Origin of the sequence: Halocella sp. SP3-1 (assembly GCF_003953885.1) — a bacterium.
GTDB classification, from domain to species: Bacteria; Bacillota; Halanaerobiia; order Halanaerobiales; family DTU029; genus Iocasia; species Iocasia fonsfrigidae.
This window is the reverse complement of sequence record NZ_CP032760.1, coordinates 2,382,060-2,405,455: the sequence shown is the minus strand read 5'-3', so window position 1 is coordinate 2,405,455 and position 23,396 is coordinate 2,382,060. Positions and strand designations below refer to the sequence as shown.

The following is a 23,396-nucleotide window of genomic DNA, read 5'->3' as shown; positions in this document are numbered from 1 at the left end:
TAGTAGTTATCAGGGGAGTAGTAATTACTGCATATTTTCCAGACTAAAGGTTCCGGCAGGTATCTCAGGGTTAAATTCTATTGATTTAATAATAAAATCAGTACTGGTATTCTTCCTCAGTTTATTTTCCATTACTGATTCAATTGGATACCAGCGGTCATCTATCTGCTCAACCCTATTAACATTCATTATTTTTAATAAACGGCCGCTCTGGGCATATAGTTCTTCCTTAAGACCAATAAATCTCTCCTTATCGATCCAGGACCTGCGTCGATAATAAGAAACCTCTTTATTTTCCTTAGCTATACCCTCTAAAACATAACACTGACGTCCATGCAACTCTTCCTCACCAATCAGTTCAAAATTATATAAATCTGTCAATTTATCAGATTCCATCATATCCTGATATGAAAAATCACTACCCATCATACCCTGGTTAAGCATATGACCGGAGATCTTTACTATATCTTCAGCATCAGGAAAGAACATCCAGAGGTCATCACCCCTCTTTAAAAACTTAGTTCCCCTATCACGTGGATTAGTAAAATGGGATAAAGCATTATTCCCCTCAATAAAAGACTCCATTGTCTTGGACATTTTCCGATTACCATTAACAATAACCATCTCTGACTCTACTCTAGCCGCCTCAAGATATTCGTTTTTATCCCTTTGATTGATAATCTCTTCAGCAGTAATAGCACTAACAGGAGTAATAATAACAACTAACGTAAAAAACCAAAAAAATAGTAAGATTATTTTTTTCACCTTTTAATAGCCCCTTTCTTTTTAGTAATAATAGTAATTCCTACATCTTATCGCATAGCCTCAGTAGGTTCTAGTTTGGCCGCCCTACGGGCTGGAATAATACAGGCGATAGTAACAATAATAACACCTAACACAAAGGCATAGATAGTATTCCCGGTTGAAGAAACTGGATAAATAATTGATTTGATTATAATATCTGAACTAAATCCAGTCAGTGCAGAACTAAAATCAATACCCCTTACAGATAGATAGGCATTGAGCAGTGAACCAAATAAAGCACCAAAAAAGCTACCAATAACCCCCATAATTCCACCCTCGATAATAAAGAGCCATAAAATATCCTTACTTTCCAGTCCCAAGGCAGACATCATCCCGATTTCCTTGGTCCGTTCTTTAACAATCATGATCATAGTATTAACAACTACAATACAGGCTAATAGTACCAGAAAGATATAGATCTGATTATAAATTAACTTAGCCATTTCCATGTAGGGTAAGAGGTCACTGGTTTCTTTGTAACCCAGGACCAGATACCTATCTGCAGCCCCGTTCCTGGCCAGTAAATCTTTAACATCAGGTAATACCTGTTCAACTAGGTTCCTATTCTCTGTTACCAGCAAGAGTTCGGTCACCTGATCTTCCATATATAATATGTCTTGAGCCTGGTCAAGAGGTAGATAGAAGACAATTTCATCAAGCATCTTAATCCCTGTTTCTATGCTGCCAACTATTTTGAAGGTAACACCCTTTAAAGAGTTAAAGGCTGTATTGGATAAAATAGTTACTTTATCACCAAGCTGACGATTTAACTTTTTTAACAGGGCTGTTCCCATAACGATTTCCAGCTGACCTTTTTGTACCATTCTACCTTTAACCAGTTTATCCTCAATATCAGTAAACTCAATTTCTTGAGTTGGGTCAACACCCCAGCCGATCATGGTTACTAATTCATCTTCTGTACTAACCATAGCCCCATACTTTAACCTGGGGACTACCCTCTCGACTTCATCAATTTCCTTTAAACTTTCAATCATCCCGTTCAATCCCTGACCATTAAAGCCATCCACCGGATAAATGAGGGGCAGGATACGCTCCTGCTGCTGGTATTCCTGAGCAACTATCTTGATGTGTCCAGAATTATATTGAATATGATCAGCAAAAGTTGAATCTATCAAGCCAACTATATACCCTCTGGCAAATACAACAATCATAACCGCAAAAACAATAGCCATAATGGAGACAATCGTCCTTAATTTATGTCTAAACAGGTTTTTAAAGGCAATTTTAGCAAGAAAGCTCATTTCTCTACCCCCTTATTGATGATAAATAGCCTCAACCGGGTCTTTACTGGCTGCCCAATAAGCTGGTAAAATACTGGACAACAATGATACAAATACCCCAAAGCCAAAGACCAGTAGAAAAGCCCCTAGATTCCAGACACCATACATTTTCCCGATAATTGGCACTCCAAAAGCAGACATATCCGTACCAATCATAGCACCCCAGTCTATTCCATATATTGAAAATATCCAGACAGCAATACCCCCTAATAATAAACCAATTAAACCTCCCAGCATACCAATACCTGTTGACTCCAGAACAAAGGTATAAATGATCTCTTTTCTTTGTAAGCCCATAGCCTTCATCATACCGATCTCTTTCATTCTTTCCAGGGCAGCCAGAATTACTGTATTAATAATAGCAATTGCTGCAATCAATAATATAATAGCTAGAATCATTTGATTCCCCATCTGCTTAGCCCCGGCTACTGATACCGCTTCCAGGTCTCCCCAGAAGATCACCTCAAGGTTGTTATCTAAGGTTTTTAAATTTTCTGCCAGCAGATGGCCGGAGATTTCGGCCAAATCTTTATTTTCTAATCTGACTATTAGCTTACTCACCTGATTATCGACATTAAGGGCCTGTTGAGCAATATTAAGGGGAAGATAAACAATACTACTATTAACCTTAGGATTACCTGTATGAAGCAGACCTGATATCTCTACATCAATTGTATTAAAGGTTTCATTTTTATCTTTCACCAGCAGTGTAATATAATCACCCTGTTTTAATTTAAGCAAATCAGCCAGTCTCTTTCCCATAACGGCCTTGTACTCCCCTGACGAAAAAATTGAACCTTCCACAAACTTATCCTGCAGTTCAAATACATCTAATAACTTATCAGGATTAACCCCTTTGCCTATTACAGGGAGTTCATTAGTCCCATCATTTAACCTGGCCTGAAAATTCAACTCTGCTAAACTAGCCTGGTACCCTGCAACCCTCTTGACTACACCTATTAGCTGTTCATCAACAGTCAACAGGTTTTTCAAAGGTAGTTCATCTTCCTCTTCCCGGTACTCATGACTTACTACCTGGAGATGACTAGCCTCATATTCAATAATGTTCTCATAAGACATTTCAGTCATACCACCAATCAAAGAATCCATTAAAATAAAGAAAAATATCGCAAAAGCAATAATAAGGGCAGTAATCAGGGTTCGATTACGGTGGCGTACCAAGTTCTTAAAAGCCAGTTTAGTCAGAAACATAACTTTCCCCCCTTTTATCCTGGGATATTAAACCATCTCGAATTTCCAGCATACGATGGGCATAATCCATCACCTGGGGATCATGTGTAGAGAAAATAAAGGTAGTCCCCAGTTCCTCATTCATCTTAACCATTACCTCCAGTACCTCTTCACTTGTTTTGGAGTCCAGATTGGCAGATGGTTCATCAGCCAGAATTAGCTTTGGCTCTTTTACCAGGGCCCGGGCTATTGCTACCCGCTGTTTCTGACCACCTGATAACTCATTAGGTCTCCTGTTTTCTAAGCCGTCAAGGCCAACATCTGCCAGTATTTTCATTACCCGTTCTCTAATTTCTTTTTTACTGTGTTTATCAACTAATCTAATGGCAAATTCTACGTTCTCATAGGCTGTCAGAACAGGAATTAAGTTATAGCTTTGAAAGATAAACCCAATGTTATATCTCCTGAGCATAGCCAGACCTTTTTTATCCAGTTTTTTAAGATTCTGACCATTGAAGTTTATTTCACCACTGCTGGGTTTATCAAGACAGCCAATCATATTTAACATCGTAGTCTTTCCTGAACCAGAAGGACCAAAAACAGTAGTAAATTCACCCTTATTTACCGTCAGATCAATTCCCCTTAGAGCAGGCACCTCAATTTTCCCCTGCTGATAGATCTTTTTGACTGCTTTTAATTCCAATAAAGCCATTTTTACAGACCCCCTATTAATCTCTTTTCTTGAGACCATTTTCAATAAAATAAAGCATTTTATCAATAATTTCCATGGATTCATCTATATTATTCAAATCTATTTCACCATCTTCATATATAAAATCACTTAATGTATAACTAATATTAGTCAACATCTTGGCAACAAATACAGGGTCAATTTTTGAATCTATTGCACCTTCAACTATACCCTGCTCAAGTAATTCCAAAAAAAATTCTGAACTCTTGTCTTTATATTCACCAAATATTTCACGGTATAATTCTTTATTATTAGCTAGCTTTGAGGCAACTGCAAGTAACTTAGGGTGTCTTTTAGCAAAACGAAAGCCGCTTAAATATACCTCCCTTAATAATTGAAAGAAACTATATTTATCCTTATTTTTTATCATATCTAAATTAATATACTTTAATTTTTTATTAACTGACAATTCAATTATATATTTGAAAAGGTCTTTTTTATCCTCAAAATATTGGTAAAAACTACCTTTTGCTATACTGGCATTATCTGCAATAGCTGTAATCCTGGCTTGATGATACGGCCTTTGAGCAAATTCATCTATAGCTGCTTCTATTACCCTTTCTTTTTTTTCATTAACCAGATTAAAAAACGTCTCTTTAGGCATATACCGCACTCCTTTTATTCTATCTATAAGTATATATTTTATGAACATGAAGTCATGTTCATATGAATCTTAAGTCATATTATAATATAAAGCTTTACTAAAGTCAAATATTACTCCCTTTCCTCCACTCCACTATTTGCTCGAATTCTTTCAGAGAACAAAGAAAAAGGGAAACATTTGTAACTTATGCTTTATATTTCATTACCCTTATACAGTTCTGTTGAATTTTCCCTAAATATCTTCTCAATTCTTTCTTTTCTTTTTCAGTAAACTCCTGTAATAATATGTTTTCTGTTTTTTCATGAATAGGCCACAATTTAGCTAATAACTCTTCACCAGTTTTAGTAATTTCAATTTCATCTCTTTCTTTTTTTATTAAATTATTTTCAAATAAGGGCTTAAGAAATATTTTTAAACTATTGCTAAAGTATCCAAATTGTTTTTCAATTTGCTCCTCATTCATTTGAAATTCTCGTTTAAGTACCATTAAAAATATAATATGATCCCCAGTATATTCACTTATTTCCTTTAATTTAATATTAAATGCTTTTCTAATAAGTTGTGATGTTACATTGATTTCTCTCCCCAGACTTGCCATAATTTTATCTGCTAACATGGTTAAAACCTCCTTAAGGCGCAATTCATAAATACTAATTCCTGTAGCCACTCCTACATTAAGTGATTCTACTCCTGTATACATAGGTATTTGAACAATATGATCAGCTGCTTTTAGGACTTCATCAGAAACCCCTGATGTTTCATTCCCTACTACTAATGCAACTGGTTTTTTATCCAGTTTAATGGTTGATTGTAATGACTTCCCATGTGGACTAGTAGCTATTATCTGATACCCCTTTTCTTTAAGATAAGAAACTGCCTCCTGGGGATGAGAATGTCTTCTAAAAAATACTTTGAAATTAGTCCCACGAGAAGCATCAATTGTTTTAGGCATATAGGGATCAAGGTCATCACTAGTGGTCAGATAATCTTTAATTCCATATGCCATACCAGACCTAATAATAGTTCCTATATTCCCGTGGTCTTTTACATTATCCAACAATAATACAAATTCATCTAGCTCACCTTTTATTGGAGGGCCTTCAGCAATTCCCACACTTTCAACTAAGTAATTTGTTCCAGTAATTTTTTTTAGAATTCCATTAGAAGTTTGGTAAATTTGACATGGAATCCCCTTATAATCTGCTAAGTTCTCATTATTACTTATTATAATACTTTTTATTTCCAAACCAGCATCCCAAGCCCATTTTATTTGTTCCAGGCCACGTAATTGTATCTTGTTTTCTGCAATCCTATTCTTACTTTTAGATAATTCTCTTGCTTCCTGAACCACTTGATGTTTTAGCTTTTTAATTATTTCTACCACGATTATTACCTCCAAAATAGAACTTATACTTATGTTCAATCATTTTAGATTCAAAATTACTTTATCAAGGACATTTCTAATTGCTTTGGCTTATTTCCAGTCAGCAGACTATTAAAAATATCATAATATAATTTAATATGAATTACAAGTATTTTTATAGGAATTACCTTTTTTGAAAATAATTAGATACCAATGTTAATAGAGATATAAGATACAATCAATAGTAGAAATTAAATTGAAATTTTAATTTAATGCTTGACATTTTGAGATTACAAATGTAATATGTTATTAGATTACATTTGTAATCTAATAACATATTCAAAGGAGAGAAAGTAATGAATAAAAAATTACCGAATATATCAGATGCTGAATGGCAAGTTATGAAGGTTTTATGGGAAAATTCACCACTTACTGCTGCGAAAATAATTGATAAGATCATTCCGGAAACAAAGTGGAGTCGAAAAACTGTACATACTTTACTTAGAAGACTTGTGAAAAAAGGTGTAGTACATGTAGAAAAAAATAATCCCTATATTTATTATCCCTTATATGAAGAAGAACTCTGTATGAAGGAAGAAACGAAAAGCTTTTTGAACCGGGTTTATAATGGTTCACTCCAGTTATTGATGGCTAATTTTTTAAAAAATGAAAGATTATCAAGTCAGGAAATTGAAAAACTAAAAAATATATTAAATGAAAGTGAAAATGGAGACGATGAAAGATGATTTTTTTTAAGGTATTTCATGTAATACTGACGATGTCTTTTCTGGGGACTATGACTGCTCTAGTAATTTTCCTTGTAAAAAAAATATTCAAACAAAAGATCAGTGCCTTCTGGCATTATTTAATCTGGTTGATTCTATTAATAAGATTAATCATACCCTATGCCCCAGAAAGCAACCTAAGTATTTTTAACTTTTTTACCCACAATCAGCAGAAGATAGAAGAAATACAATCTCCCCGTATACGGGACATGAGTTCAAACTCTATTTATTCCAACAATACTAAAACCAAAATAAATACTCGACCGCAAGAAAACATTGTAATAAATCCTTCTCCAAAGTCAGATAAGCAAAATAAATCTTTCTCTGAAAATAATATGAATTTTTTTAACAGACTACCTAATCAAAGAAATTATCTGTCCTTTATTTCTGAAGGAAGTATTGATAAAAATAACATTCAGCTCTTTCATATTGCCAGCCTAATCTGGATATTAGGGGTCTGTATTGCTGGAATATACATTAGCTGGGTTCAGATATCCTACTGTTTTAAAATAAAAAAACTACCAATCTGCAACCATAAAAAAACCATCTTAATTTACGAAAACTGCAAAAAAAGAATGAAAGTACATAGAAGAATACCTTTAGTAATGGATGATGGGATTAATACACCATCTTTACTGGGTGTTTTAAATCCTAAAATAATTATTTCACCAAATTATATTGACTTCCTAACAACAGATGAATTAAAATATGTGTTTATGCATGAACTGGCCCATTATAGACAAAAGGATATTATAATTCGCTGGATCTTAATTTTTCTTCAGGTCCTCCACTGGTTTAATCCAGTACTATGGTTTATCTTTAATAAAATACGTCAGGATGCTGAAACAGCCTGTGATACCCGTGTATTATCCTGTATTGAACCAGAAGAATATAAAAAGTATGGAAATACCATGCTCAAGATGCTTGACATCTTTGCTGGATACAACTGCCCTTATGGTGTTGCCGGCCTGCTCAATCATAAAAAACATATAATGGAAAGGGTGCAAAATATTGTGAACTTTAAAAAACATTATCTTATCTGGTCACTTATAGGTATTGTTTTGTTTTCAGGTTTAGCAATTTCTTTGTTAACTAATGCTAAAGAACAACCTAAGGAAGTTATCAAGATTACATATGAAGCTGAGGCATTTGCTCAAAATACTGAGTTTGGAATGATTAGCAGAATAAAACCTTTATCAAATAAAAAGCTTCTTAGCTATGATGATATAAATTACCAGTTTATATTGATTGATAATCTGGGAAATAAAGAAAATATTGATTTCGAAGGCTTAACCAAAGATTCTCCTATAGAGCTATTTACCGTTGATTACAATGATTACATATATGCATATATTGCCAGTGCAGAACCGAAAATCTATGTTTATAATCTGAAGGGGAAAAAAATAAAAGAAATAAATCTGGAGCTTAAAGATATAAACCTAGCAGAATATAATAATGTATATCGATGGGATATGGAGGTGGATTCAAAAGGAAACATATATATATCCATACCAGAAATAAACATTCGGGTGTTTGATCCGGAAGGAAAAAATATAAAAATCATAAAGACAGATGCTTTCGATGCACCTATAGAACTGGATGAGGAAGATAATTTGTATACCATTACCTGGAAAGGAGAAGCCATTATAACAAAACAAAATCCTCTAACTGGTCAAACTTTATGGCAATACGGAGATAATAAAAACCTTGCTGACATAAAAAAAGCAGTCTACTCAAAAGAAAATAAATCCCTATATCTACTTGAACAGGATAGTATTTTAAGATTTGACCTGGAGAAGCAATCTATAAAGAAGATTATTAATCTAGATGCAGTATTAAGCGGGAAAAGCCCAGATAGATTCAACTTTGAAGATTTTACCATTAATAATGACGGTACTATCTATTTATGTGGTTATGATCGGCAGAATTCTAAAGGTTATCTATATAAAATAAATACAAAAAAAATCCATATTGATGGCGGTATAAAGACATTGACAATTTCTGTAAGAGGTTTGTCTGCTACATTAGAATATGCCATTAATAAATTTGAAAATCAACACCCTGATATTGTTATAAATATAGACAATCATAATGCTTTTTCCTGGTTTAGGTTTAGCTCTGACATGAGCTATGAAGAACAATTAAAGGCCTCTGAAGAAAGTGCTCAGAAAAAATACGATTATGTTCAAAAGATTAATGCCCAGATGTTAAGTGGAAAAGGGCCTGACATTCTTCAGTTAGGCAGTATTCCTTATAGAAAATATGCAGACAGGAAGCTACTTTTAGACCTTAAAGAGCTTATGGAAAATGATCCTTCCTTCGATAAAAACAGATACTATACGAACATCTTTAATGCTTTAGAATACAAAGATAAATTATATGTTATACCCCTAGAATTCGATTATCCTGCGCTGGTAACAAATACAGGATTTTTAAAGGAACAATCCATTAAAGTAAATGATCGAAACTGGACCTGGAATGATTTTATCGATATAGCCGGTAAAACTACAAAAGATATGGATGGAGATGGGAAAATAGATATCTATGGATTACCTACCATCGTATCTGAAAATTTATTTGAATATATATCTGCTTCCCTGGATAAAAGTTTTATTGATTATGAGAATAGAAAAGCTTATTTTACATCAGCAAAATTTATTGATCTACTGAAGATGTGTAAGAACATGGCAGAGGAATCCTTTATAAATCCTGATATCACAGAGTTTAATACCCAGCAGGGAGGAATAGTATTTTCCCCATGCTCTATAGGTGATTTTTCTATCTTTTACAGTAACTGGTTAATTAATGCTAATGAGGTTAGTTTTTATAGATATCCAACCTCAAATAATAACATATCTACTTTTAAAGTAAAAGAGATGTATGGGATAAATAGTAGAACCAAATATAAGAAAGTGGCCTGGGAGTTTATTAAATATCTTATTTCAGAAGAGATTCAAGGCTATCAAAAACTATATGATATACCTGTAAATAAAAAAGCAAGGGAAATCAGAAGCAAAGATATACTTAAAGAGGCAGAGGATGATATTAATAAATTTGGAATTCTCTATGGTTATCAGGTTACATTACCATCTGAAATTAAAAAACAGCTAATAGATAATATCAATAAATTAAATGAAATAATACCGAAATTAAACAACTGTAATCTTAATGACATACAGGTTGAGCAGATTATTAATAAAGAAATTAAGCAATTCTTTAGCGAAAAACAATCTGCCGAAGAAACGGCTCAAGTCATACAACAGAAAGTGGAAATGTATTTAAATAAATCATTATAAAGCAAATCACCTTCTGGAACCTTAAGATCAATACCTTGAACTGCCTGAAATTTCCCGAAGTTTTTAGATAGATTATCTGTCCTGATTATATGTTTACACATTTACCTCACTCCAAAGATTTATTCTTTAATAAGATTATATAAGATAAATCTTAAGCCACCCTGTAATTTACCTTAAGTTTTCCTTAAGTTTAAAATTAACAGCTATTAACTGAGCAAGAATTTAATAAAAACTGTTCATTTAAAAACAAAGCGACAGCTTATGGGCTGCCGCTTATATTATTACTTTTCTTTACTTGTACATAATTATAAATTAGCAAGAATATAAACAATGATATATTGTCACAGTTTAGATGACTGAATAACTCCTCTCACTATTAAATTTAATATCCCATTTCTTTTAATATCCTTGATAAAGTACGTAACCGTTCACCTATAAGTTCATCATCATCACTAAGAGCCTGATTAAATAATTGAATATCCTCATCAATCTTTTCATTATCTTTACAAACAGCGACTGTCATGGCATCACCCTGTAAACCTACTCTATCTATAACAGGGTTTTCAATATCATATAATTTCTCATAGCGGTAGGCCTCTCTAAAATGCTGCTGTGCCCTGCAGATTAAAATTGCCATATCCAACACTCTATGAAGTGGTAATTCCTCAGACTGTCTTGACCACTTTTTACCTGTATGCCTCCATACTTTAGCTGAAATATCTACTTTCCCTCTATCATTCCACTGAGCTAATCCTAATGAAAGCCCCTTTGCATCTGAATGATAAGCAGCTCTACCGTCAACATTCTCATAGTTTTCAGTTACAATAACTGGTTTGTGCTTCAAACTAGTTGGTATTTGCATGATTACCTCCTTAATATAGTCAGTAATTTAGTAAACTACTAAATTACTGACTATATTATAATTCATTTTTTATACTTTGTCAATATAGATTTAAAATTAATATCTGTAGGTTGTATTTACTGAAAGAAGACTACTTTTATATTTAAGTAGTCTTCTTAAAACTTAGTGATTAATCTATTTTCTTTATAGAAATAATTATCACTTTATGAGTGACTTTCAATATCATAAAGTAATTAATTATTTGAATTTAAGGTTTTCATAAGCTTTCAATTCTGAAATAACATTAAAATTTTCACCTACACTTTCACGTTTTATTAGTCCCATATTCTTGGCATAATAACTATAATTAATCATTTCACTTTTTCCATTCAGAGCGTGACTCTTTATTTTAATCACATCATAAAATGTACCTACTGACACTTCCAGTTCCATATTAGTTTCAACTATTTCTATTTTCTTATTATTTGATTCCCAGCTGCTTCCCTTTTTTATAGGTGTTTTCAATACAATTTCTTCTATTTTAACATCTTTATCCAGTTTAGATAACAGGTTTTTATCACTGTAGAATTCTTCCTCACGTCTGATTAGAGCAATCTGGTTTTCTTCAACTTTATAAATTGCCGCAATAGTTGTTCCTCCATTATTATCATGCACCTGTATAAAAGGGGGATCAACATACATAACATCTCTTATAAAAGCAGCATATTCTATCCCCTCCCCCCTATATTCATAATGCATTCCTTCTAACATAGGAAAATAACCATAAACTTTTTCTTGGATTTTAATAATACCTTCATTATTGTCAATACCTTCACCAGCATTATTACCCAATTCCTCATTTGCAGCACACCCTGAAACTAAAACCAATAATATTAAAATTATTTTGACAATTCTTTTATTTAACATGAAAGAAAACTCCCCCTTTTGCATCCTAAATCATACGTAAGCGTCAAAACGTCCCCACCTGGAAAAATTGAGGACATTATGATAGGCTAATTCTTATGAGGAATCCTGCATTCTTCAGGAATAGATTGAGACCAGGGTAATAATTCATCCAATTCATCTATATTTTGTAGATCAATGTTGGGTAGTTTTTCAAAAAGGTATTTTAGATAAAAGAATGGTACCAGGTCATTAGCTTTTGCAGTCTCTATGATACTATAAGTAATTGCACTGGCTGTAGCTCCTTTTACTGACTTGGAAAATAGGAAGTTCTTTCTCCCAATAACAAAGGGCTTGATTGCTCTTTCTGCCCGATTATTACTGATCTCTAGTCTACCATCCAGGAGAAAGGCTTTTAGTTTTGGCCATTGATTGAGACAATATTTAATAGCTTTGCTGAGACCACTTTTAGGTAAAGTCTGTTGTTCCTTGATTTTTAGCCATGACAAAAAGGCCTCCAGAACTGGTTTGCTTTGTTCAAGGCGTTTTTGATATCTTTCTTCAGCTGATAAGTCTTTTAAGTCCCGTTCAATCTGGAAGAGTCGATTGCAGAAATTTAGACCTTCCTCAGCATTAGTTTTCGATTGAACAGAGCCTTTAGGTAATGACTTCAAAGCATCTGTGAAACCACGTCTAGCATGAGCGAAACATCCGAGCTGGGTGACGTCCTGAACACTATTGTATCCAGCATAGCCATCGGTTTGAAGAAACCCACTGAATCCAGTTAAGAATTTCTTGGGATGTTCATTAGCCCTGGAAGGTTGATATTCATATAAGTAGATCGGTGGACTGGAAACTCCAGTAGCATAGAGCCACATATATGATTTGCTTTTAGCTGCTTTACCTTTTTCAGATAAAACCTGAAGTGTAGTTTCATCAGCATGTACGATATCTTCTTTTAATAAATATTCATATATTCTATCATATAGATAGTTAAGCCAGTTATTAGCTCCATGGATTACCCAGTTAGCCAGATTTTGACGGGATAGCTCAATGCCAAAATTCTTAAATTGTTTCTCCTGTCTGTAAAGAGGTACTGCTTGAGAATATTTGGTATCCATGATATATGCCAGTAACGATGGAGAGAGAAAACTCCCTTTTAAAACTGGATTAGGCATAGGAGCAGTAATTACTGGAGTTGTGATATTTTCCTTTTCGCAATTTCTACAGGCATAAACATCACGAACATGTTCAACAACCTTAACCTGAGCAGGAATAATCTTTAATTCTTTTCTAATTTCCTTACTCATCACATGAAGTTGCTTACCACATTGCGGACAGATCTGCTCAGCTTCATCTAGATGATATTCAATGACTTCGACTGGGAGATCTTCGAAGGATTTTTTCTTTTTGTTTTTGCCCTTACGTCTTTTATATGTAATCTCCTCAAGTTCGGGTTCTTTGAGACTGACCTTAGCTTCCTGTTCAGCCTCATTGAAAATTGATAACTGATTAGAATTAAATTTTTCACTAGAAGCACCAAATCGCCTTTGTTGGTTTAAGCGAAATTGTTCCTCATACCAGTTTAATTTAGCTGTCAATTCTTCAATTTGTTGAGCCTGTATTGCAATTTTATCTTCTAAAGATAGCTTTTGATTTTCTTCTTTATTAACTTGTATAGTCGTTGATTTATCAGTAGTTTTCATAAGTTTATTATATCATTTTTAGGAGAAAAAAGATACTAAAATTAAGCGTAAAAGCTCTGATTTTACAATGTTTTTGAGCCTTTTGTCTAAAGTTTGTTTTAGATGATTATTCTTTCTTTAACGGCAGGATGAGCACCTTTTTGATGAATAGATAAACCATCAAGTAACCACCTGAATTGTCTTTCATCAATCATTACTGTAGAGCCAGTAGTACCATCAGGCCATCTGAATCTGCTTTTTTCCAGGCGTTTGTAGTGTAACCAGAAACCATCATTATCCCATTCCAAAATCTTGAGCTTGTCCTGCTTTCTGTTACAGAAGACAAAGAGGTCATGAGAAAAGGGATTGAGCTTAAAGCTCTCCTGAACTATTAAGGATAGGCCATTGATTGATTTCCTAAGATCAGTAGGCCCTAGGGATAAATATACTTTATTGATATGATGCTGATTTAACATTGTTCTTTAAGAATCCTGACAAGAGTTTCAAAAGTATTAGAATCAAAACCTGGAACGACCTCTATGATCGCCTGACCTATAGTTACTTTTATGATTTTAGTTTCATTATCTTTATTTTCTGCTGGGGCAGGAAATACAGCTGTCCATTTGGTTTGATTGGATTCTTGTTCTTTCTTTTCCTTGTTAAATTTATGAGTATAGTATCTTAGAGAATTAATGCTTACGCCATTCTCTTCACACCATTTGGCAGCAGTTAGGCCACTTGCTTTGTAATCCTGGATTCTTTTTATCCAAATTTCACGTTTGTTATTCATTTTAAGATAACCTCCTTCAGGGAGATTATCTCATAGATTTCGGCTGTAAGGAATGTGGGTTATATTTGACGCTTACCTTTAAAAATATACGATTTTTAATATTTTTTTATTTATAGTAAATAATAAAAATATACAAGCATAAGGGGGTGAAATAATGGATCAATTTATGCAAATACAAAATAATTTAAGACAGGTTAGACAGGAACTCAATAATACACTAAACCATATTAATCAAAGGTTAGCAAACTCAGAACAAATGATTCAAAGTCTGGGCAGTCAACTATCACAGCAAGACCAATCTAATACTCGAAAGAATTTTTCTTCTCAATATAGCACTGCCCAATATGGTCAAAGTCAATACAATCCAGATCAATTTCAAAATACTGCTGGGAGCTATACAAATCATGGTGTAAATAGTCAAGAGAAAATCAATCCAATCTCTGGATTAAGTGAGAATAAACCTACAATGGCACAAAAAACTGGTATAAATAAATATGGAGCTTCATATTCATCAGGTAATAATTATGGTCAATAAAAAATTTATATTAATAAAGGGGTGCAGTTCACTGCCCCCTTTTCCTCTATAATATACAGCTTAATTCTTTTGGAATAAGATTCCCTAATAACTGCTAATAAATACCCCATTGAGCCTTAACCTTACTTATTTTTCTTAATTTTTTTTTTAATACATAATCACTTCATTTATACAACTAAATCAAGTTTAACTTTACCAATAAATCTTTTAATTTATTAGTAATCTCATTTAGTTTATTTATAATGTTAAAATCTCGCTTATATAAATTATTAAATAATTCTTTTATATCTGATTCCATATTTTCAGGAATAAAATCAAGCTCTTCTGTTGTTATTTTCAAAAGCTTTTTCTCCCCAGGATGAAGTGTCTTATTTATTGCAAAAATTATATCAAAATAGCTTTCAAAAAAACCAGTAATTCTGTGATTAACACTAATATAATCGTCTCTTTTTAAAGCTTTTTCAACTTGGTTAGTATAAGCTGGAATTATCTTATTTAGAAGCGGAAAATTTTTTTCAATTATATTTTTTCTTAATTTTTCTGGATAATCAATATCAAACTTATTTTGTAATTTTTTTAATTTCCCATCTCTATCATATAAAATATCTGATTTAATAATATTTGCCCAAAAACAAGTAGTATATCCTGTTGAAGCCTGACATTTAATTACTATATCATCCAATACATTCTCTATCCATTTTAAATTTCTATAAACGATATCAATTGGAATATTAATCTTTTTAAAAAATCCTTGATCTTCTTTTTCCCAAGTCGTATTATTTAATTCAACATAATTAAAATACTTATTTGACATTTCTTTTCTAAAATCAAAAGAAATTTCTTTATTAGAATATATATATCATAATCAGAATTCTTATCAAAATTATCAGTAGTTCTTGAACCAGATAAAAGAACAGCTTCTACCAACTTATGTTTTGAAAAATCATCAACTAACGATAAAAAAATATCATCATATTTTTTCATGCTATCATCTCCTTATATAATATGATTAAGATATTTGAGAATAGCAGATATGTTGCTTAACGTACCAGGCATTTACTAAGTTTCTCAATCTTAGGTCGACTGCCCTTGATGAAGGAATTTGGGCAAAACAATAGTGTAGCTGTAAATGCCATATTAGACGATCGTACACAAACGTTACTTATGCAAGATAAGAAAAACCAGCAAATAGAAACTCTTTTTTTATATATTGACTCATTACTCTTTTATATGTTTTTTTATTGTTTTATCAAATTTATTTAAACTAAACTTTCTTCCATGTCCTGGATAATACTTTTTACAATTTTGTTTTCTTATTTTTTTCCAACTCTCTAATAATTCTTCTTCATCATTTGCAAATGGAGGATAAACCGAATTAAGAAACATATTAAATAATGTATCTCCTGTTATACAAAACTTATTTTCTATTATAATTGAAATAGACCCTTCTGTATGTCCAGGTGTATGAATAATTCTACCATTTACTCCATAATCTGATAAATCAAAACCATCATCTATAATAATATCAGCCTCAACTGGTTCAAATTGATCTTTTGAAAAGAATAAATTATTTGCAAGGCTAGAAATAATTTTTGAGAAAGCCATAGTCCCATCAGGAAATTTATTATATCCTCTTTTTAAATAATTCTTTTCTTTTTCATGTACTAAAACTAACGCATTTGAGTTTTTCTTGATATCATCGAGACTGCCAACATGATCGTTATGTACATGAGTAACTATAATAAGGTCAATGTCATCAAATTTAGCATTATAATTATTTAGGGTCTTTAATACATTTTTACTTTTACCAGGCATACCTGCATCAACTAATATAAATCCATCCTTTCCCTTAATTAAATACGAATTTGATTTTCCCATAGGTATTCTACTAATTTCAGTTTTCATACTATATTACTCCTCCAAAAGATTTTTAACTTGCATAATATACCCGCTAGGGCACGTCAGAGTCACGGTAGGATTACCGGTTATCCAGTCATCCCCGCAGTCGAGTAAGCAAGGAGATTTTCTACCCAAGCTTCTCACAGAACCGGACTTGAAAGTCTCCCTTCATCCGGCTCTTATCATTCACCTTATTATAACATTCCTATATATATATATTTCCAATGTTTAAATAGATACGGTTCTCTTTTCCTGATATCAGATATCCAATTCTCAGCCCTCTTCCTGTGACTATTATACCGCACTTTAGCTAATCCTAATTTCCACTAAAAAAGTCACATTATTTATTAATCTGACCAAATCAGTATCAAATTAATTAATCTTTATCAATCCCTCCGGAAAAATCATACTAATCTTTTAATTAAGATAGATAAGCGGAAATGAACTATTATCTCTACGACTGATCAGCCTGATATTCGCGTACTCCAGTTTTAGGACCCTCTTCCTGGCCCGTAATAAATCTAGGAGACCTTCATTTTCACTGTCAGGTACTCAGAAGTGAATTCATTACTTCTTAATAGGCTTGTTAACTTAATGGCATCCCGTCGATCATTTTTTTATCCGATTTCCCTTAAGCCATGCTTATTAATTATTAAAACGAGTTTACGTTTTCTGCTAGATCCACAATCCATACCCCAACTCATCCTGCGATATTATGCACATGTAATCAAGTAATACTATCTGGGCAGAAACTTTCTATAAATTTTAAAGCATTTCTAGGTTCCGATCCCCTAATACCAATCATATTTATCTTAATCTGCTTTTTCTCTAACTCCTTTCTGAGTAAATTTATAAAAATACCTTCTCCTGGAACTTCCTGATTGTTTTGTGAAGTCGTATTTACACCACAACTTGGAGAACGATTTATCCCTATAATTCCCATGACATTGAAAACCATTTTTAATATATTCATTAATTTGTAACATTACTTGGTCAACCAAATTATTTATTGTCCTGATTGAATCACTCTTCTCTAACTCGTTTCTTATTCTAGTATTCTCAACTACTATCTGTCTTTGACCACCATGAATATCCCTGCGATCCAAGCCTAAACACATTATTTCTGGACTGGGCATCTGGATAATCCCTATATTAGAATCTAGTAATTTTTTTGTAATAATTTCATTTATACCAGGATATTCAGCAGTACCATCAGACACTGAATTTTGATTTAAAATACAATGAGAAACTAATAAAATATTTTTGCTTCTTGCATCATTAAACATAAATACTCCCCCTATTCCTCATACCTCAATTTAGTCATCCCAGGAAATTATTTTTAAGTCAGGCCAGAATTTAATCCACCTCTCTACCTTCTTTTCATATATTTCTTTAGTAATCTGCACCTTATTCGCCCTTACTACTTTTCCAAAAACATCATTTAAGCCAAAAGGGGCATATAATTTCCAACTGTTATCCTGGTTCAATCTAATCCCAATTGCCGTTGAAGTCGTCGGCCAGCTATTTATGGCCTCTTCAATTGAAGAATATGGCTTTATTTCATAACCGAAATGTTCTTTATACCATATATGCACCCGGGCCTGATTTTTTATATCAATAGTAAATGGTATATCTTTCAACAATCCATGTAATTGTTCTATTGCCTGATTTTCTTTCTCATAGCTTAAATCCCTATCAAAATATACTAAATCTATATCATTTATCCCATGATTTAAAGAAAATCCTGATAAATAGTTCCAGACAGTTTGAGCAAGACAGCCAGCACCAATATAGTAATTAGTTAAATTTAAGCCCCTGATTTTGTCACAAATTTCATAAATTAATTTGTTTTTACTTATCAGTTCACAAAATAAATCTAATTGTGAATGTAAATCTCTATTAAATCCACTCAATTTATTATTCATAAATATCATAACCTCCAAAACATTTCTTCTTACTGCTAATCAAATCGATTATTTTAAAAAAAATAATAACTTTGCTACCGATTCCGGTTGCACTTTCCACTTTCTACCTCTATAGTACCTCCGTGGAATTGAATTACCTGTCTGGCAATAGCCACAGTCCTAGCCCGGCTCTCTCACTCTCCTGACTGGTATTTGTACCCCGGTAATATCTATCAAACAGCTCTACAGTCCTTATATGGTTGCTTGGATCCCTATCCCGCAACGTTTCTTTAGTGCTATTACCCGTTTCTTCCCAAAGAACTTCGGCCTCATGTGAGTTCCGAACCATTCGGCACGTTGATCATTCCTGCTATGCAACTTCCGCTAGGAGTTTATTTCGAGACTGCAGTCATTTGTTTATCTTCAAGCCCCCATACTCGCTAGACCCCCTGGCTGCTTCCACCGCTGAAATTTCAGGGCGGCTGGGCCATTTACACCACGCAATGAATATGTGGTTACCCACATAAACTGTGGCATCACTACATGTCTGAATCGGACAATTGAGATGGCGGGACTTTCACCCGCAGGACAGTAGCCTTATCGGCTGCTACCAAAAACCGTAAACTCATTGTTATATGACGTGCAGCGGTTTTAAATATATTTAACTATTTCTTTTAAAGATTCTACATTAATACAACCTTCATTATTAACATTAATCCCAAAACAGAGTAAATTAAAATGTTTTCCCAGTTTAACATCCGATTTTGAATCTCCAACAATAAATGAATTAGACAAGTCTATATTTGGATATTTTTCTAATGCCTGTTTTATCAAACCTGGTTTTGGTTTAAAACAATCACATTTCTCCTCTTTACTATGCGGACAAAAGAAAACATCTAAAACTTTAATATTATTCGCTTTTAAATAATTGAGAAATCTTTGATTAATTTTCTTATATTGATCCAATGTAATAATTCTCTCATTTATTAGATATTGATTTGTAACAATTATTATTTCATATCCTTTTTGTTTTATTATTTTTAATGCTTCAATAGCACCTTTAAGAAAAACAGGTTTTTCAATTTCTCTCCATTTTTCATCCTCATAATCTTCAATTATGGTTCCATCCCGATCTAAAAATGCTATTTTCATATTTATTTTTCCCTTCTTTTATCGGTTGCAGCAGTCGGGTAAGTAGGAGGAATTGCTCCCTCTTCCTCCCCTAAGAACCGTACGTGAGAGTTTCCCCTCATACGGCTCAAGTTATTTAAAACTATCCGTTACTAGCAGACAGCAAGCTGTTTCTTTTTAATCTTTTATTGTAATAACTCTTATATTCTTCATAATATGGATTGGCTTCTAGTTTTATTAACACATGTCTCTTAATCTTTGTATCGCTTGCAAAAACTAGTTTTGTCTCATCTGTTTGAAATATCCAATCCCTGGTTTTTGTCTTTACCCAATATCTGTTTTTCCTCCAGTTTTTGGGTTTTGTTGGATGTCTTCTTTTTGCCCAAGACCAAAGTGCTTCAAATACATTTTTATCTAAAGTTTGATATGTTTTTTTGAACATATATTTCTGTGATAATTACACCAACCTCTAATGACTTCATTTAGTTTCTTTATTAATGGTGCCAAACAGTTCAACATGGGAGTTCCGAGGAGGAACCCGTTTTGCATTACATTTTTATATCATTATTTTTTCTTATTCTTTCTCGTTCCAAATTTTTCATTTATTTTTTTGTTTTTATTAATTCAGATATAATTTTGGTGAAAACAGTAAGCTAATAAAAATTAATCAAATTTTTTCCAATCCTCATATTCCATATATACCTTGGTCTTGTTTTTTATCTTTTTTCCACATAACTTTTCTACTATATAAAGAGACAAATCAATACCAGCTGAAATACCTGCAGAGGTCATTAATTTCCCATTATCAATAAATCTCATATTTTTATTTATTATTGTTTTAGGGGCAATTTTTTGAAGATGAGGTATTACTTCATGATGAGTTATAGATTCCAAATTGTCTAGTAATCCCAATCTCCCTAACAGACGTGCACCAGAACATACTGAAAAAGTGATTTTTGATTTTCCATAATTTCGATTTAACCATTTTAAAACTGTATGCTTGTTTATTTCACTTTTAGTACCTTCTCCCCCGGGGATAATAAGAATATCGATCTTAGGGTGATTTTTAAAACTATAGTCAGTTATAATTTGCAGTCCATTAACTGTTTTAATTATATTACCATCTTGTGAAATAGTAAAAACCTTAAACAAATTATTATCATTTAGTTCAGAAGTAACTGAAAATACTTCGTATGGTCCTGCAAAATCCAATAATTCAACTTTATCAAACAAAAAAACACCAACATTCAGCATGTTAACCCTCCATATAATTTTATTATAAAATCAAGCTAGTACAAATCTAACCTCTCAAGTTGAAAAAGTAGGAGATCCGAGGAGATACCTGCTTTTTCAACATGGTTCCAGCCTAATTTATTTTGTAATCTTAAGTTAATAAGCCCACTGCATCATAGTCGGGTAAGTAGGAGGAATTGCTCCCTCTTCCTCCCCTAAGAACCGTACATGAAAGTTTCCCCTCATACGGCTCAAGTTATTTAAAACTATCCGTTACTAGCAGACAGCAAGCTGTTTCTTTTTAATCTTTTATTGTAATAACTCTTATATTCTTCATAATATGGATTGGCTTCTAGTTTTATTAACACATGTCTCTTAATCTTTGTATCACTTGCAAAAACTAGTTTTGTCTCATCTGTTTGAAATATCCAATCACTGGTTTTTGTCTTTACCCAATATCTGTTTTTCCTCCAGTTTTTGGATTTCGTTGGGTGTCTTCTTTTTACCCAAGACCAAAGTGCTTCAAATACATTTTTATCTAGAGTTTGATATGTCTTTTTTGAACATATATTTCTGTGATAATTACACCAACCTCTGATGATTGCATTTAATTTTCTTATTAATATTTCTTGTTTTTTCATGCGATTCCTTTTTATTGTTTCTCTTACTTTTCCAGATACTTTGATTAGAGATTTTTTTGATGGTGTTATCAGTAATTTGTTATTGTATTTTCTAAAGTTCCATCCTAAGAAGTCAAATCCTGTATCAATATGGGTTATTAGTGTTTTTTCTTCTGATAGTTCTAGTCCTCTTTTTCTTAAAAATTCCTTTATATCTTCTTTTATTTCTACCAGAGTTTCTTTTCTTGTCGCTGTTATTACAAAGTCATCTGCATAGAAAATAGCATATACCTTGCTTTTATTGTATTGCCTTCTTATTGTTCCTACATTATTTGTCCAGTATTTCTCCTTGAGTAGCTTTGCTATTCCGTTTAGTGCCATATTTGCAAATATTGGTGATATTATTCCACCTTGCGGTGTTCCTGAACTTGTAGGATATAACTTCTTCTTAAATACAAATCCAGCTTTAAGAAATTGTTTTAATACTCTTTTATCCATTGGAGTGTTTTCTACTAGCCATTGATGGGAAATATTTTCAAAACATCCCTTTATATCTCCTTCTAAAACCCACTTCGCAGATGTTTTTTGTGATAAGCACTTAAAGAGATATTCAGCTGCATCTTTAGTGCTTCTATATTTCCTAAATCCAAACATAGTATTGTCTAGTATTGTTTCTGTGATTGGGTCTAGACTTAAAGCATATAGTGCTTGCATTGCTCTATCATACATTGTAGGAATACCAAGCGGTCTTTTCTTTCCATTTGACTTTTTGATATAGGTCCTCTTCAGGGGTACTGCTTTATACCCTTTATTTGATAAAGACATAGCTCCTTTATACTTTTGTTTTGGAGTTTTCCATAATTGATTATCTATTCCAGGTGTTCTTTTCCCTTTATTTGAAGTAACCTTCTTAACTGCTAGTAGTTTTGCATAAAAGGATTTTATCAGTAAGTACTGTAGTTTTCGGACTAGATTCCATCTGTTTTTAGAAACTGCTTTGGCAATCCTGGATTGAAGTTTATTAACTTTTCTTTCTACTAATTCCCAATATATATTCTTCCATTTGAAAGAACAGTCTATAGATGCCCGCTTTTCGCTTTTTGGCTTTTCTATATTCATAAAGTTTCTATCCTTTCTTCGCCTTAAATAACCATGCTAGAAGTCTGCACCCTTTCGGGTTAGGGTATGTTGACCCCTATCCACTTCATTACCAAGTGACTTTTGCTTTCTCTAGCACTCCTTTACCCAATAAGTATTGTATCATCCTTACAAATAACCTACCTATATATTTTTTTAGGAACCTATTGGGTTTACTCAGTTTTACATCTTAGCCAGTTCGTATTACCTTAGATTCTACCTTTACCCCGGGGCCCTCATCCACTTGTTAGATGATATGAAAACTCATCTAACTTAAGCCCACACCTTTTGGTCATAGCGTATCAGCCTTATTTCGCTACTCACGTTTTACGAGGCTTACAGTAGTTCAGTTAATTTAATCATAGTAATTCATTTACTCTAGCAATCACCTGCTTTAGGCTAACAGGATTTTCACATTGTCTCTATAGCTTAGCACCCCACCGTTACCAGTGGCGCACCTATAGATAGAGTTACTCCAAGTGGATAGAGTAGTCCAAAGACTTGTTATCCATTAACAAGCTTAGACAGCCTAAGATGCAACTTGTCCCTTTTATTTCAAGGGCTGATCGCACTTTCAGATAACGTACCAGGGGATTGAAGAAGTTCATGAGGTTTAGAGCGAC

Annotated in this window: 24 protein-coding genes; 3 read left to right on the top strand and 21 right to left on the bottom strand. The window is 32.9% G+C overall.

All coding sequences use genetic code 11. The annotated features are described in order from the left end of the window. Nucleotides 1–24: 24 nt before the first annotated feature. From D7D81_RS11350 to D7D81_RS11325, 6 genes are all read right to left on the bottom strand, one after another. Complete coding sequence (locus D7D81_RS11350) at nucleotides 25–765, bottom strand: outer membrane lipoprotein-sorting protein (protein WP_286169609.1); 741 nt, start codon at nucleotides 763–765, stop codon at nucleotides 25–27. A gap of 47 nt (nucleotides 766–812) precedes the next feature. After that, nucleotides 813–2,066, bottom strand: a complete 1,254-nt coding sequence (locus D7D81_RS11345) for an ABC transporter permease (RefSeq protein ID WP_125990060.1) — start codon at nucleotides 2,064–2,066, stop codon at nucleotides 813–815. Between the two features lie 12 nt (nucleotides 2,067–2,078). Then, nucleotides 2,079–3,317 (bottom strand): ABC transporter permease, encoded by a 1,239-nt coding sequence (locus tag D7D81_RS11340; RefSeq protein WP_125990058.1) that lies wholly within the window; start codon nucleotides 3,315–3,317, stop codon nucleotides 2,079–2,081. Further along, complete coding sequence (locus tag D7D81_RS11335; RefSeq protein ID WP_125990056.1) at nucleotides 3,304–4,008, bottom strand: ABC transporter ATP-binding protein; 705 nt, start codon at nucleotides 4,006–4,008, stop codon at nucleotides 3,304–3,306. The genes D7D81_RS11340 and D7D81_RS11335 overlap by 14 nt, the downstream gene beginning before the upstream one ends. Before the next feature lie 16 nt (nucleotides 4,009–4,024). Then, entirely contained in the window at nucleotides 4,025–4,651 is a 627-nt protein-coding gene (locus tag D7D81_RS11330; RefSeq protein WP_286169607.1) for a TetR/AcrR family transcriptional regulator, read from the bottom strand. A 184-nt stretch (nucleotides 4,652–4,835) separates the two neighbouring features. Beyond that, the gene (locus D7D81_RS11325) at nucleotides 4,836–6,035 is read right to left on the bottom strand and encodes a TrmH family RNA methyltransferase (RefSeq protein WP_164522229.1); all 1,200 of its coding nucleotides are present in this window, start codon (nucleotides 6,033–6,035) and stop codon (nucleotides 4,836–4,838) included. A gap of 335 nt (nucleotides 6,036–6,370) precedes the next feature. On the opposite strand from D7D81_RS11325, the gene D7D81_RS11320 reads away from it, so the two are divergent. After that, a complete protein-coding gene (locus tag D7D81_RS11320) occupies nucleotides 6,371–6,760 on the top strand; it encodes a BlaI/MecI/CopY family transcriptional regulator (RefSeq protein ID WP_125990050.1) in 390 nt (129 codons plus the stop codon). Beyond that, nucleotides 6,757–10,095 carry an extracellular solute-binding protein gene (locus tag D7D81_RS11315; protein WP_125990048.1) on the top strand — a complete coding sequence of 1,113 codons (3,339 nt, stop codon included), beginning with the start codon at nucleotides 6,757–6,759 and terminating at the stop codon, nucleotides 10,093–10,095. Before D7D81_RS11320 ends, D7D81_RS11315 begins: the two co-directional genes overlap by 4 nt. A gap of 382 nt (nucleotides 10,096–10,477) precedes the next feature. Here the strand turns inward: D7D81_RS11315 and D7D81_RS11310 are convergent, their stop codons facing one another. The 5 genes from D7D81_RS11310 to tnpA all read right to left on the bottom strand — a co-directional run bounded on the left by D7D81_RS11310 (nucleotide 10,478) and on the right by tnpA (nucleotide 14,314). Next, nucleotides 10,478–10,957 carry a DUF6530 family protein gene (locus D7D81_RS11310; RefSeq protein ID WP_125990046.1) on the bottom strand — a complete coding sequence of 160 codons (480 nt, stop codon included), beginning with the start codon at nucleotides 10,955–10,957 and terminating at the stop codon, nucleotides 10,478–10,480. A gap of 237 nt (nucleotides 10,958–11,194) precedes the next feature. Continuing rightward, nucleotides 11,195–11,863 carry a hypothetical protein gene (locus D7D81_RS11305; protein WP_125990044.1) on the bottom strand — a complete coding sequence of 223 codons (669 nt, stop codon included), beginning with the start codon at nucleotides 11,861–11,863 and terminating at the stop codon, nucleotides 11,195–11,197. An 86-nt stretch (nucleotides 11,864–11,949) separates the two neighbouring features. Then, nucleotides 11,950–13,545 (bottom strand): IS66 family transposase, encoded by a 1,596-nt coding sequence (gene tnpC / locus D7D81_RS11300; protein ID WP_286169529.1) that lies wholly within the window; start codon nucleotides 13,543–13,545, stop codon nucleotides 11,950–11,952. Between the two features lie 98 nt (nucleotides 13,546–13,643). Then, nucleotides 13,644–14,000, bottom strand: a complete 357-nt coding sequence (tnpB, locus tag D7D81_RS11295) for an IS66 family insertion sequence element accessory protein TnpB (protein ID WP_125989607.1) — start codon at nucleotides 13,998–14,000, stop codon at nucleotides 13,644–13,646. After that, nucleotides 13,994–14,314 (bottom strand): IS66 family insertion sequence element accessory protein TnpA, encoded by a 321-nt coding sequence (tnpA, locus tag D7D81_RS11290; protein WP_125989605.1) that lies wholly within the window; start codon nucleotides 14,312–14,314, stop codon nucleotides 13,994–13,996. The genes tnpB and tnpA overlap by 7 nt, the downstream gene beginning before the upstream one ends. Nucleotides 14,315–14,468: 154 nt before the next feature. On the opposite strand from tnpA, the gene D7D81_RS11285 reads away from it, so the two are divergent. Further along, nucleotides 14,469–14,849, top strand: coding sequence for a hypothetical protein (locus D7D81_RS11285; RefSeq protein ID WP_125990042.1), 381 nt, complete (start codon nucleotides 14,469–14,471; stop codon nucleotides 14,847–14,849). 175 nt (nucleotides 14,850–15,024) lie between these two features. On the opposite strand, the gene D7D81_RS11280 is transcribed toward D7D81_RS11285, so the two are convergent. The 10 genes from D7D81_RS11280 to ltrA form a co-directional block, all read right to left on the bottom strand. Next, on the bottom strand, nucleotides 15,025–15,663 hold the full coding sequence (locus D7D81_RS11280; RefSeq protein ID WP_205739195.1) for a DUF4037 domain-containing protein: 639 nt from the start codon (nucleotides 15,661–15,663) through the stop codon (nucleotides 15,025–15,027). Beyond that, nucleotides 15,630–15,833 (bottom strand): nucleotidyltransferase domain-containing protein, encoded by a 204-nt coding sequence (locus D7D81_RS19910; protein ID WP_205739194.1) that lies wholly within the window; start codon nucleotides 15,831–15,833, stop codon nucleotides 15,630–15,632. The genes D7D81_RS11280 and D7D81_RS19910 overlap by 34 nt, the downstream gene beginning before the upstream one ends. A 234-nt stretch (nucleotides 15,834–16,067) precedes the next feature. Beyond that, on the bottom strand, nucleotides 16,068–16,754 hold the full coding sequence (locus D7D81_RS11275; protein WP_125990040.1) for an MBL fold metallo-hydrolase: 687 nt from the start codon (nucleotides 16,752–16,754) through the stop codon (nucleotides 16,068–16,070). 806 nt (nucleotides 16,755–17,560) lie between these two features. Then, nucleotides 17,561–18,034 carry a hypothetical protein gene (locus tag D7D81_RS11270; RefSeq protein WP_205739193.1) on the bottom strand — a complete coding sequence of 158 codons (474 nt, stop codon included), beginning with the start codon at nucleotides 18,032–18,034 and terminating at the stop codon, nucleotides 17,561–17,563. 30 nt (nucleotides 18,035–18,064) lie between these two features. Next, nucleotides 18,065–18,673, bottom strand: a complete 609-nt coding sequence (locus D7D81_RS11265; RefSeq protein ID WP_125990038.1) for a nucleotidyltransferase family protein — start codon at nucleotides 18,671–18,673, stop codon at nucleotides 18,065–18,067. A gap of 133 nt (nucleotides 18,674–18,806) precedes the next feature. Beyond that, nucleotides 18,807–19,001, bottom strand: a complete 195-nt coding sequence (locus tag D7D81_RS11260; RefSeq protein WP_125990037.1) for an ATP-binding protein — start codon at nucleotides 18,999–19,001, stop codon at nucleotides 18,807–18,809. 302 nt (nucleotides 19,002–19,303) lie between these two features. Then, entirely contained in the window at nucleotides 19,304–19,804 is a 501-nt protein-coding gene (locus D7D81_RS11255) for a D-glycero-alpha-D-manno-heptose-1,7-bisphosphate 7-phosphatase (RefSeq protein ID WP_125990035.1), read from the bottom strand. A gap of 121 nt (nucleotides 19,805–19,925) precedes the next feature. Continuing rightward, a complete protein-coding gene (locus tag D7D81_RS11250) occupies nucleotides 19,926–20,225 on the bottom strand; it encodes a group II intron maturase-specific domain-containing protein (RefSeq protein WP_286169604.1) in 300 nt (99 codons plus the stop codon). A gap of 221 nt (nucleotides 20,226–20,446) precedes the next feature. Then, nucleotides 20,447–21,037 carry a DJ-1/PfpI family protein gene (locus D7D81_RS11245; protein ID WP_125990033.1) on the bottom strand — a complete coding sequence of 197 codons (591 nt, stop codon included), beginning with the start codon at nucleotides 21,035–21,037 and terminating at the stop codon, nucleotides 20,447–20,449. 245 nt (nucleotides 21,038–21,282) lie between these two features. Beyond that, the gene (ltrA, locus tag D7D81_RS11240) at nucleotides 21,283–22,755 is read right to left on the bottom strand and encodes a group II intron reverse transcriptase/maturase (protein ID WP_125990031.1); all 1,473 of its coding nucleotides are present in this window, start codon (nucleotides 22,753–22,755) and stop codon (nucleotides 21,283–21,285) included. Nucleotides 22,756–23,396 lie beyond the last annotated feature (641 nt).

Excerpts from the sequence above, each read along its gene's own strand:
- D7D81_RS11260 (WP_125990037.1), bottom strand. The coding sequence starts at position 19,001 with ATGGTTCGGAACTCACATGAGGCCGAAGTTCTTTGGGAAGAAACGGGT.
- ltrA (WP_125990031.1), bottom strand. The coding sequence starts at position 22,755 with ATGAATATAGAAAAGCCAAAAAGCGAAAAGCGGGCATCTATAGACTGT.
- D7D81_RS11275 (WP_125990040.1), bottom strand. The coding sequence starts at position 16,754 with ATGAAAACTGAAATTAGTAGAATACCTATGGGAAAATCAAATTCGTAT.
- D7D81_RS11340 (WP_125990058.1), bottom strand. The coding sequence starts at position 3,317 with ATGTTTCTGACTAAACTGGCTTTTAAGAACTTGGTACGCCACCGTAAT.
- D7D81_RS11315 (WP_125990048.1), top strand. The coding sequence starts at position 6,757 with ATGATTTTTTTTAAGGTATTTCATGTAATACTGACGATGTCTTTTCTG.
- D7D81_RS11250 (WP_286169604.1), bottom strand. The coding sequence starts at position 20,225 with ATGTTCAAAAAAACATATCAAACTTTAGATAAAAATGTATTTGAAGCA.
- D7D81_RS11255 (WP_125990035.1), bottom strand. The coding sequence starts at position 19,804 with ATGAAAATAGCATTTTTAGATCGGGATGGAACCATAATTGAAGATTAT.
- D7D81_RS11330 (WP_286169607.1), bottom strand. The coding sequence starts at position 4,651 with ATGCCTAAAGAGACGTTTTTTAATCTGGTTAATGAAAAAAAAGAAAGG.
- D7D81_RS11265 (WP_125990038.1), bottom strand. The coding sequence starts at position 18,673 with ATGAATAATAAATTGAGTGGATTTAATAGAGATTTACATTCACAATTA.
- D7D81_RS11280 (WP_205739195.1), bottom strand. The coding sequence starts at position 15,663 with ATGTCAAATAAGTATTTTAATTATGTTGAATTAAATAATACGACTTGG.
- D7D81_RS11335 (WP_125990056.1), bottom strand. The coding sequence starts at position 4,008 with ATGGCTTTATTGGAATTAAAAGCAGTCAAAAAGATCTATCAGCAGGGG.
- D7D81_RS11345 (WP_125990060.1), bottom strand. The coding sequence starts at position 2,066 with ATGAGCTTTCTTGCTAAAATTGCCTTTAAAAACCTGTTTAGACATAAA.
- tnpB (WP_125989607.1), bottom strand. The coding sequence starts at position 14,000 with ATGTTAAATCAGCATCATATCAATAAAGTATATTTATCCCTAGGGCCT.
- D7D81_RS11310 (WP_125990046.1), bottom strand. The coding sequence starts at position 10,957 with ATGCAAATACCAACTAGTTTGAAGCACAAACCAGTTATTGTAACTGAA.
- tnpC (WP_286169529.1), bottom strand. The coding sequence starts at position 13,545 with ATGAAAACTACTGATAAATCAACGACTATACAAGTTAATAAAGAAGAA.
- D7D81_RS11305 (WP_125990044.1), bottom strand. The coding sequence starts at position 11,863 with ATGTTAAATAAAAGAATTGTCAAAATAATTTTAATATTATTGGTTTTA.
- tnpA (WP_125989605.1), bottom strand. The coding sequence starts at position 14,314 with ATGAATAACAAACGTGAAATTTGGATAAAAAGAATCCAGGATTACAAA.
- D7D81_RS11320 (WP_125990050.1), top strand. The coding sequence starts at position 6,371 with ATGAATAAAAAATTACCGAATATATCAGATGCTGAATGGCAAGTTATG.
- D7D81_RS11245 (WP_125990033.1), bottom strand. The coding sequence starts at position 21,037 with ATGCTGAATGTTGGTGTTTTTTTGTTTGATAAAGTTGAATTATTGGAT.
- D7D81_RS19910 (WP_205739194.1), bottom strand. The coding sequence starts at position 15,833 with ATGAAAAAATATGATGATATTTTTTTATCGTTAGTTGATGATTTTTCA.
- D7D81_RS11270 (WP_205739193.1), bottom strand. The coding sequence starts at position 18,034 with ATGTTTAATGATGCAAGAAGCAAAAATATTTTATTAGTTTCTCATTGT.
- D7D81_RS11285 (WP_125990042.1), top strand. The coding sequence starts at position 14,469 with ATGGATCAATTTATGCAAATACAAAATAATTTAAGACAGGTTAGACAG.